Here is a 606-nt window from a genome sequence, read left to right as displayed (position 1 = left end):
TGAGCGGCTGACCCCGCTCTTCGACCGGAATTCTCGCTCAACCCACCTCAACGTGCAGCTCAGCGAGAGCGACATCTCCCTCTCGCTGATTAGCCGCTGATCCCTCCCAACCGTGCCGCCGGTCCTCCGGCCGATCCGCTCGGCCGGAGTTTTGCCGCGGCTTCACGCAAGGAACTATCCCAATGTCCAACGACGACCCCTTCACGCTCGATCTCTTCGGAAACACTGCGCTCTCGTCAGGCCTCGGCCTCGGCGTCACCGCCTTCGACGACGATCCTTCGTCCCCTCCTGCCGAACCAGAGCCGACGACCGGTCCCCAAACTGCTCCCGGTTTCCCAGGGGTAGACGCATGTGCGGCCCGAGGGGAGAACTTCTTTCTCGCAAGCGACCGTGGCCTGGCGAAAGGCTGGAAGCAGCGGGCGCTCGACAACCTCTCAGCGATCCGTCTCGCTGCCGACATCGAGGCCGCGGATCGTCCCGCGACAGTGGAAGAACAGGCCCGGCTGATCCGGTTTACCGGCTTCGGCGCATCCGAGCTTGCCAATGCCGTGTTCCGCCGCCCGGGAGAGGACGGGTTCCGGAAGGGCTGGGAGGAAATAGGATTGG

Annotated in this window: 1 pseudogene; it reads left to right on the top strand. The window is 64.9% G+C overall.

Annotated elements, in window-relative coordinates:
• Window positions 1-182 precede the first annotated feature (182 nt).
• Window positions 183-606, top strand: a pseudogene (locus EH240_RS37340) (class I SAM-dependent methyltransferase); the annotation flags it as partial.

It is taken from the genome of Mesorhizobium tamadayense (genome assembly GCF_003863365.1).
GTDB lineage: Bacteria > Pseudomonadota > Alphaproteobacteria > Rhizobiales > Rhizobiaceae > Mesorhizobium > Mesorhizobium tamadayense.
Note: the sequence above shows the minus strand (reverse complement) of the source record. Positions and strands in the feature narration are given on the sequence as shown.